The sequence below is a fragment of the Lactobacillus sp. UMNPBX4 genome, from assembly GCF_002554115.1.
Taxonomy (GTDB): Bacteria; Bacillota; Bacilli; order Lactobacillales; family Lactobacillaceae; genus Lactobacillus; species Lactobacillus gallinarum.
Window position 1 is genome coordinate 1 of sequence record NZ_PCZF01000061.1, and the last position, 8,154, is coordinate 8,154.

Genomic DNA, 8,154 nt, shown 5'->3' on the forward strand with positions numbered 1-8,154 from the left:
GTCCAAATGGACTTTTTATTTTCTATCAAGTGTTCAATTTAATTTTACAATCGGCGTAATTAAAAAAATAAGAGAAAATGCGATTTTATCTTATTTTTTTAATTATGACTAGATATTTTTTTGTGTTTTGCTATAATAGAAACTAACATTAAAAAATAATGTGAAGATTAAATAAAAAGTAAGGAGCTGCAAATATGGCTAGATACTTAATAAAGCGTATTTTATATATGATCCTCACTTTGTTTATTGTAGCAACGGTAACCTTTTTCTTAATGAAATTGATGCCAGGATCACCGTATGCCAATGAAGCAAAGATGACGATGACGCAAAGACATATCATGGACCAACAATATGGTTTGAATAAACCAGTATGGCAACAATACTTGATTTATATTGTCGGTATGCTGCACGGTGATTTTGGAACAAGTTTCCAATACAGTAATCAACCTGTCTCATCATTAATTGGTGCTCGTCTCGGTGCTTCAGTTCAATTAGGTCTTCAAGCATTGATTCTTGGTGTTGTGCTCGGCGTTATCGTTGGTGCGATTGCAGCCATGAAACAAGGTACTTGGGCTGATTCTACTGCAACTGTTTTTTCAATTATTGGTAAATCTGTTCCTAACTTTGTTTTAGCAGTTCTTCTTCAATATTACATTGGTTTAAAACTGGGATGGTTCCCGATCGCTGGTTGGGGTCAATTTTCTCAAACCATCTTGCCAACTATTGCTTTAGCTGTAGGTCCGCTTGCTGAAACGGCTCGATTTATTAGAACTAGCATGGTTGATACTTTGAGTAGTGACTACATTGAATTAGGTAAGGCAAAAGGGTTAAGTAGAATGGAAGTTATTAGAAAGCACGCAATGCGTAACTCAGTAATTCCATTAGTGACTTTGATTGGACCTTATGCTGTAGCGTTGATGACTGGTTCAATGGTTATTGAAAATATTTTCAATATCCCTGGAATTGGTGAACAATTCGTTAAGTCAATTTTGACTAATGACTATCCAACAATCATGGGTATTACAATGGTCTACTGTATTGGTCTAGTAATTGTTCTTTTAATCACTGATATTGTTTACGGATTAATCGATCCACGAATTAGATTAGCAGGAAGTGAGGCTTAGAGATATGGATGAAAAAGATTTAAAACTTAGTCCAGATGCTTTTGAACCTTTACCAAAAGGACAAGCTCAAGATAGTGAAAAAATTGCTGGGCCTGCACTTTCATTTAGTCAAAATGTTTGGATAAGATTCAAACAAAGAAAAGCAGCTGTAATTTCTGCAATCGTTATTATTTTTATGGTTATAGTTGCTTTTGGTTCAACGCCATTTATTAATAAATCTACATTGGTAAAATCACATCCGCAGTACGCTAATTTACCTGCTAAAGTTCCGGGATTGAGCGCTATTAATGGTCTTAACGGTAAAATTAAGCAAAATGGCCAATGGGTTGATGCCTATGCTCAAAATAATGTTCCTAAGGATAAGTATTTCATAGCAGGAACTGACTACTTAGGTCGTTCATTAGGTCAAAGAATTATTTATGGTACAAAAATTTCTTTAATTGTTGCTTTAGTAGCTGCTTTCTTTGATTTAACGATCGGGGTTATGTATGGAATAATTTCTGGTTGGAAAGGCGGAGGAGTCGATAACGTTATGCAACGGATTATCGAAATTATTTCTTCCGTTCCTAACTTAATTATTGTGGTTCTAATGTTGGTTGTTTTAAAACCAGGTATTACTTCAATTATTTTAGCAATTGCTATTTCAAGTTGGACGACAATGGCCCGGCAAATTCGTGCAGAAACATTGAGTTTGAAAAATGAAGAATATGTTTTGGCAGCACAGTCATTAGGTGAATCAGGTTGGAAAATTGCATGGAAGCATCTTGTTCCTAATTTATCAAGTTTAATCATTATTCAAACCATGTATACTATCCCAAGTGCAATCTTCTTTGAAGCATTCCTAAGTTTTATTGGTATTGGTATCACTGCACCGGAAACCTCACTTGGTGTGCTTCTGAATGAAGGCCAAAAGAACTTCCAATTCTTACCATATCAGATGTGGTATCCAGCAATTGTTTTATGTATCTTGATGATTGCATTTAACTTACTTGGTGATGGCTTGCGTGATGCATTTGACCCTAAAGGACAAAGATAGGAGGCAAAACTAAATGCCAAAGAAAATTTTGGATGTTAAAAATTTGAAAATTGATTTTCACACTTATGCAGGTGAAGTAAAGGCAATTCGTGATGTCTCCTTTCATTTGAATGAGGGAGAAACCTTGGCAATTGTTGGTGAATCAGGTTCAGGAAAATCTGTTACTACTCGTTCAATTATTGGACTTCTTGCTCGTAATGCTCAAATTATGGGTGGAGAAATAAATTTTCACGGTAAAAATTTATTGGATATTTCTGAAAAAGAATGGCAAAAAATTCGTGGTAATGAAATTGCCATGATTTTCCAAGATCCAATGACTTCACTGGATCCAACCATGAAGATTGGTCAACAAATTGCTGAACCTTTGATTAAGCATAAAGGCGTTTCAAAAAAAGAAGCTTGGGCTAAGGCTTTGGAAATGATGAAAGCTGTTGGTATTCCTAATGCCGAAGAGAGAATTAATGAATACCCTCATCAATTCTCTGGTGGTATGCGACAAAGAATTGTGATTGCAATTGCTTTAATTTGTGAGCCAGAAATTTTATTAGCAGATGAACCAACTACTGCGTTAGATGTAACAGTTCAAGCAGAAATTTTGGATTTAATGAAGGATTTACAAAAGAGAGTAAAGACTTCAATTATCTTTATTACCCACGATTTAGGTGTTGTTGCCGGAATGGCAGATCGAGTTGCTGTAATGTACGCTGGTGAATTTCTTGAATATGGTACTGTTGATGATATCTTTTATAATCCACAACATCCATATACCTGGGGATTGATTAATTCAATGCCAACTTTAGAAAGCGATACTTTGGAATCAATTCCGGGTACACCCCCAGATTTACTTGATCCACCTAAGGGTGATCCGTTTGCACCAAGAAACAAGTATGCAATGAAAATTGATATTGAGCGTAAGCCACCATTTTTCAAAGTATCAGATACACATTATGCGGCTACTTGGTTACTTGCACCAGGAGCACCTAAAGTAGAACCACCGGCTGAAATTCAAAGACGTTGGAAGAAATTTGAATTGATGCAAGAAGAAAATAAGGTACAAAACTAGCAACAGCGAGAGGAGATTTATATGTCAGAAAAAGAAAAGATTTTGCAAGTAAAGCATTTAAAGCAATACTTCAAAAATGGACGTACAATCACTAAAGCTGTAGATGATGTGAGTTTTGATATCCATAAAGGAGAAACCTTCGGTTTAGTAGGTGAATCAGGTTCAGGTAAAACTACGACTGGCCGTTCAATTTTACAGCTTTATCAACCAACTGCTGGTGAGGTTATCTTTGAGGGAAAAAACATTGAAAATCTGAAGAAACGTGAAGATAAATTGAGATTTCGGCGTGACGCACAGATGATTTTCCAAGATCCATATGCATCATTAAATCCTAGAATGACAGTAGAGGATATTATTGCGGAAGGTTTGGACATTCACCATTTAGTTAAATCAAAAGAAGAACGTCGTCAGAGAGTAGAAGAATTACTTGAAACGGTTGGCTTGAATAAGAATCATGCTAGTCGTTTCCCTCACGAATTTTCTGGTGGGCAGCGTCAAAGAATCGGAATTGCACGTGCATTGGCAGTAGAACCTAAATTTATCGTTGCAGATGAACCTATTTCGGCGTTAGATGTTTCGATTCAAGCGCAAGTTGTTAACTTGATGATAGAATTGCAGAAAAAGCATGGGCTAACTTACTTATTTATTGCGCATGACTTATCAATGGTTAAATTTATTTCTGACCGCATTGGTGTTATGCACTTTGGTAAGTTACTCGAAGTAGGACCAGCCGATGATGTTTATGATCGTCCGTTGCATGACTATACTAAGAGTTTGATTTCGGCAGTTCCAGTGCCTGATCCAGAAATTGAACGAAATCGTAAGCGTATAGACTATGATGTACAAAAAGAAGAGGGCGATGGTAAAGAACGTACCATGCATGAAATCCGTCCTGGACATTTTGTGCGTTGCAGTGATGATGAAGTTGCTCATTATCAAAATGTTGCTGCTAGCTATGAATAAGCAAATCCATCCTTGAAGGATGGATTTTTTGATATATTTCTTGAAATTTGGTAAGGGTGCTAGTAAAGTAGAGCTAATAATTTTTTGAATGAGAAAAGGAGAGTCATATGTCTAACTGGGATACCAAATTTGCCAAAAAAGGTTTAACTTTTGATGATGTTTTATTAATTCCGGCAGAAAGTCACGTTTTGCCCAATGAAGTTGATTTAAGCACTAAGCTTGCCGATAATATCAAATTAAATATTCCATTGATCAGTGCAGGAATGGATACTGTTACTGAGGGCGCAATGGCAATCGCTATGGCTCTTCAAGGTGGACTTGGTGTAGTACACAAGAACATGTCAATTCAAGCTCAAGCTGGCGAAGTAGCCAATGTGAAGAGCGTAGTCGTACCAAGCAATGCGACTAAGGCTGCAGTCGATGATCAAAATAGATTGCTTTGTGCAGCTGCAGTTGGTGTAACTAGCGATACTTTTGAAAGAGCTGAAGCACTTCTTGAAGCTGGTGCGGATGCAATCGTGATTGATACTGCTCACGGTCATTCAGCTGGTGTTTTACGTAAGATTAAAGAGATCCATGATCATTTTCCTAAGCAAACTCTGATTGCCGGTAACGTTGCAACTGGGGATGCAACTAGAGCATTATTTGATGCAGGTGTTGACGTAGTTAAAGTTGGGATTGGACCTGGTTCAATTTGTACTACTAGAATTGTTGCCGGTGTTGGTGTTCCGCAAATTACAGCTATTTATGATGCTGCTTCAGCTGCACGTGAGTACCACAAGCCAATCATTGCCGATGGTGGTATTAAATATTCTGGGGATGTAGTTAAGGCTTTAGCAGCAGGTGGTAATGCCGTCATGCTCGGTAGTATGCTTTCAGGAACAACTGAAGCACCTGGTGATATTTTTGAAGAAAATGGCAAGAAGTTTAAGCGTTACCGTGGTATGGGCTCTGTTGGTGCGATGGCTCAAGCTCATGGTTCAAGTGACCGTTACTTCCAAGGCGGCGTTAACGAAGCTAATAAATTGGTGCCAGAAGGTGTTGAAGCTCGTGTAGAGTACAAGGGCGACGTGAGTGATGTAGTCTTCCAAATTGATGGGGGACTTCGCTCTGGTATGGGTTACTGTGGTGCCGCAAATATTCCTGAGTTGATTGAAAAGGCACAATTTGTTCAAATCACTAATGCAGGTTTGCGTGAATCACATCCACATGATGTCCAAATGACTAAGGCTGCTCCAAATTATAAGTAGAAGAAAAAGGATTAAAAAAAGACTTAATCTAGACATTTGCTGCTAGATTAAGTCTTTTTCGTTTATCTTAAATAATTAAGCAAGTGAGTCCCATGCAGGAAGATCAGTGATTGGGCCTTCAGCAAGTTCCTTTTGCTTGTCAGTCAAATACTTCTTGTGAACAACAACTTCGTAAACGTAATCGTTGAACCATTCGTTGTTCATTACATAGTAACCCTTAGCACCGGACTTGTCGCCCCATGAGTTTTCAACTTTCCATTGACGAACTTCACCGTTGTCTTCATCAACACCAACTAAAGTCATGGCGTGAGAAACTTCGCCGACACCGGTCTTTAATCTGTCAGCCTTTGACATTTTAAGATCAACGCCGAATAAGTCGTCTAATTTGTAAAGGTTAGTGTCAAGGTAACCAGTCTTGCGGTCCATTTGACGAAGAACATCGTTACCAAACCAAACAGCTTCGCCATCCTTTAATTGGGCAATTGAAGCAGCGGTCAAGTATTCCATTGGCACGTTCAAAAGCTTAATTCTGAGTGAACCAGAAACGTTGTCTTCTGCTGGTAAACCATAAAGCTTGCCATATTCGTGATCTGGAGCGTTAGTTAAAACAACGTAGTCATCAAAGTCAACGTCGCCTAAGTACTTGTGTAAGAATTCAAGTGGAGTAAGGTCTTTTTCTAAGTGATACTTCTTATCGTCATCGCGATATTCAAGATCAAATTTCTTAGGTGGCTCACCAACAGCAATGGCAGTCATTTGGTAAACTTCGCTCAAGAACTTTTCACGGGTCTTTTCGATTTCATCGTCTTTACCATATTGCTTAAGGTGACGAAGAACCAAAGCATCTTTCTTAAGCTTGTCACCAAGTGCAGTCGCAAAGCCAGTAGTATCGTTAGTGTTGAAAGTTTCAGGCATAGCGTATGAAGGAACAACACCGTATTTTTCAACTAATGCAGCAGCCATTTGGAATTGACCACCATCTGCACCAGCAAAGTCTAAATCACTTTTAACTTGGCGAGAATCAAGTGGCATGTCAGCACTGTCCAAAATACGGTTGTAGAACATGTTGGCACGTTCAATCTTGTCCCAGAAGAAGTTGTAAGCTTGTGAGAAAGTAAAATCCTTTGCCTTGTATTTCTTGCCGAATTCATGACGTAAAACGTTTAATGTGGCAAATAACCAGCAACGACCTGAGTGCTTTTGGTTGGTAACATTATCAGTATCAAGTTCAGTTGAAAAAACGCGGGTTAATTCGCTTTGAACGCGGTCATTGTAAGAAGCTTCAAGTACACCGCTACGTTGAGCAGCACGAGCAACGACTTCGTTTTTAGGATTTTTATTAAAATCGGCAGAAAACTTTTCCAGTTCCTGCACAGTTAATTCATGAGCCATTAAAAAAATCTCCTTTTCTCATTTTTAATTTTTTCTTAAATTAAGTCTATTTTAAGCCAAAATAAAAGCGGGTTCAATCATGAACTCGCTTCAGAGAATTATATCCGTAACTTATTAGACCTCTTGCTTAATCTAATAAATTAATCAATATGGATAGAATTGCTATCATCACCGGCATTTTGCTTTGGCAAGATGATAGTCAATACACCATTATCATACTTTGCATGGATCTCACTTGCAACTATATTTGGTAATCTATAGCTTCTTGAAATGCGACCTTCGCTTCTTTCTTTATGAATAATGTTCTTATCCTTGTTACTTGTATCCTTAAATGATTTTCTGCTGCCAGCAACTGTTAAAAGACCATCTTTGTAGTTAACGTTGATGTCCTCTTTGTTCATACCAGGCATATCGATCTTAACGGTATAGTCTTTGTCTGTTTCGGCAACATCTGATTGCATGATGTTTTCAATTTCAGTGTCATCAAAGAAGTTTCTTGGGAAACCAAACCAGTCGTTCATTGCATCCATCATATCATTGCGACGATTCATCATATCGTTTGCCATATTGAAAACTTCCTTTCAATTTTTATTTGCTCTTTAATTCGTAAGGACTCGTTTTTTTCCTTACACTGATTATTGTAGTCAGTTTCAAAATAAATTAAACTATTTAGCACTTGAAAGTATATAGTGCTAATTTATGAATAAAAACTTTAGTAAATCAACGTTTAACACTTGTGGATAACTTTTGTATAATTAAAAAGAAAAATGAATGAACGAATTGATAAGGTGTTAAATCATGGTATATTTTCAAAAAATGACGCCAGAAGGCTATAAACAAATTGAAGATGAAATTGCACGTTTAAAGAAAGATCGTCCTCGCAGAATAAAGATTTTACAAGCTGCGCGAGCTCTAGGCGATTTATCAGAAAATACTGAATATACAGAGGCTAAAAGGGACCTTGGACACTTGCAGAGTCGTCTGCGTTATTTAGGTAAGCAATTAAAGTACGCAGAAATTGTCGAAACTAAGGATGATGGCAAAATAGATTTGGGTAAGACCGTAGTTCTTAAATTTAATGATGATGATGAAACAGAAGAATATAAGATCGTCGGACGGATGGAGGCGGATTTGGCCGATGGCAAAATCTCCTTTGATTCACCTTTAGGTCAAGCAATTATGAAGCAAGAGGCAGGTACCGTTGCCACAGTCGAAGCCCCAGCTGGAGAATATAAGGTGACTATTGTAGAAGTGAAGTAGGCGGACGCCCTCTAAGTGTATAATTTTTTACGGTAAGTTGAATAAATAATTAAAAAAGCCCAAGTC

8 protein-coding genes are annotated in these 8,154 nt (G+C 37.6%); 6 read left to right on the forward strand and 2 right to left on the reverse strand.

Translation table 11 applies throughout. The features are described 5' to 3' along the window. Positions 1 to 194 precede the first annotated feature (194 nt). The 5 genes from opp3b (at position 195) to CP355_RS08940 (ending at position 5,436) form a co-directional block, all read left to right on the forward strand. Positions 195 to 1,124, forward strand: coding sequence for an oligopeptide ABC transporter permease (gene opp3b, locus CP355_RS08920; protein WP_087176546.1), 930 nt, complete (start codon positions 195 to 197; stop codon positions 1,122 to 1,124). 4 nt (positions 1,125 to 1,128) lie between these two features. Beyond that, on the forward strand, positions 1,129 to 2,160 hold the full coding sequence (locus CP355_RS08925) for an ABC transporter permease (RefSeq protein WP_087235722.1): 1,032 nt from the start codon (positions 1,129 to 1,131) through the stop codon (positions 2,158 to 2,160). A gap of 13 nt (positions 2,161 to 2,173) precedes the next feature. Next, positions 2,174 to 3,223: an ABC transporter ATP-binding protein gene (locus CP355_RS08930; protein WP_098044363.1), complete on the forward strand. Its 1,050-nt coding sequence runs from the start codon at positions 2,174 to 2,176 to the stop codon at positions 3,221 to 3,223. Between the two features lie 21 nt (positions 3,224 to 3,244). Next, the gene (locus CP355_RS08935; RefSeq protein ID WP_098044364.1) at positions 3,245 to 4,186 is read left to right on the forward strand and encodes an ABC transporter ATP-binding protein; all 942 of its coding nucleotides are present in this window, start codon (positions 3,245 to 3,247) and stop codon (positions 4,184 to 4,186) included. Between the two features lie 107 nt (positions 4,187 to 4,293). Further along, positions 4,294 to 5,436: an IMP dehydrogenase gene (locus CP355_RS08940; RefSeq protein ID WP_098044365.1), complete on the forward strand. Its 1,143-nt coding sequence runs from the start codon at positions 4,294 to 4,296 to the stop codon at positions 5,434 to 5,436. Between the two features lie 75 nt (positions 5,437 to 5,511). On the opposite strand, the gene CP355_RS08945 is transcribed toward CP355_RS08940, so the two are convergent. After that, a complete protein-coding gene (locus CP355_RS08945; protein ID WP_098044366.1) occupies positions 5,512 to 6,828 on the reverse strand; it encodes a C1 family peptidase in 1,317 nt (438 codons plus the stop codon). 140 nt (positions 6,829 to 6,968) lie between these two features. Then, positions 6,969 to 7,394, reverse strand: a complete 426-nt coding sequence (locus CP355_RS08950) for an Hsp20/alpha crystallin family protein (protein WP_098044367.1) — start codon at positions 7,392 to 7,394, stop codon at positions 6,969 to 6,971. 232 nt (positions 7,395 to 7,626) lie between these two features. Between CP355_RS08950 and greA the strand changes: the two genes are divergently transcribed. Next, positions 7,627 to 8,088, forward strand: coding sequence for a transcription elongation factor GreA (gene greA, locus CP355_RS08955; RefSeq protein ID WP_098044368.1), 462 nt, complete (start codon positions 7,627 to 7,629; stop codon positions 8,086 to 8,088). Positions 8,089 to 8,154 lie beyond the last annotated feature (66 nt).

Bases quoted from the DNA above. Each gene is read 5' to 3' on its own strand.
- opp3b (WP_087176546.1), top strand. From the start codon at position 195: ATGGCTAGATACTTAATAAAGCGTATTTTATATATGATCCTCACTTTG.
- CP355_RS08925 (WP_087235722.1), top strand. From the start codon at position 1,129: ATGGATGAAAAAGATTTAAAACTTAGTCCAGATGCTTTTGAACCTTTA.
- CP355_RS08930 (WP_098044363.1), top strand. From the start codon at position 2,174: ATGCCAAAGAAAATTTTGGATGTTAAAAATTTGAAAATTGATTTTCAC.
- CP355_RS08935 (WP_098044364.1), top strand. From the start codon at position 3,245: ATGTCAGAAAAAGAAAAGATTTTGCAAGTAAAGCATTTAAAGCAATAC.
- CP355_RS08940 (WP_098044365.1), top strand. From the start codon at position 4,294: ATGTCTAACTGGGATACCAAATTTGCCAAAAAAGGTTTAACTTTTGAT.
- CP355_RS08945 (WP_098044366.1), bottom strand. From the start codon at position 6,828: ATGGCTCATGAATTAACTGTGCAGGAACTGGAAAAGTTTTCTGCCGAT.
- CP355_RS08950 (WP_098044367.1), bottom strand. From the start codon at position 7,394: ATGGCAAACGATATGATGAATCGTCGCAATGATATGATGGATGCAATG.
- greA (WP_098044368.1), top strand. From the start codon at position 7,627: ATGGTATATTTTCAAAAAATGACGCCAGAAGGCTATAAACAAATTGAA.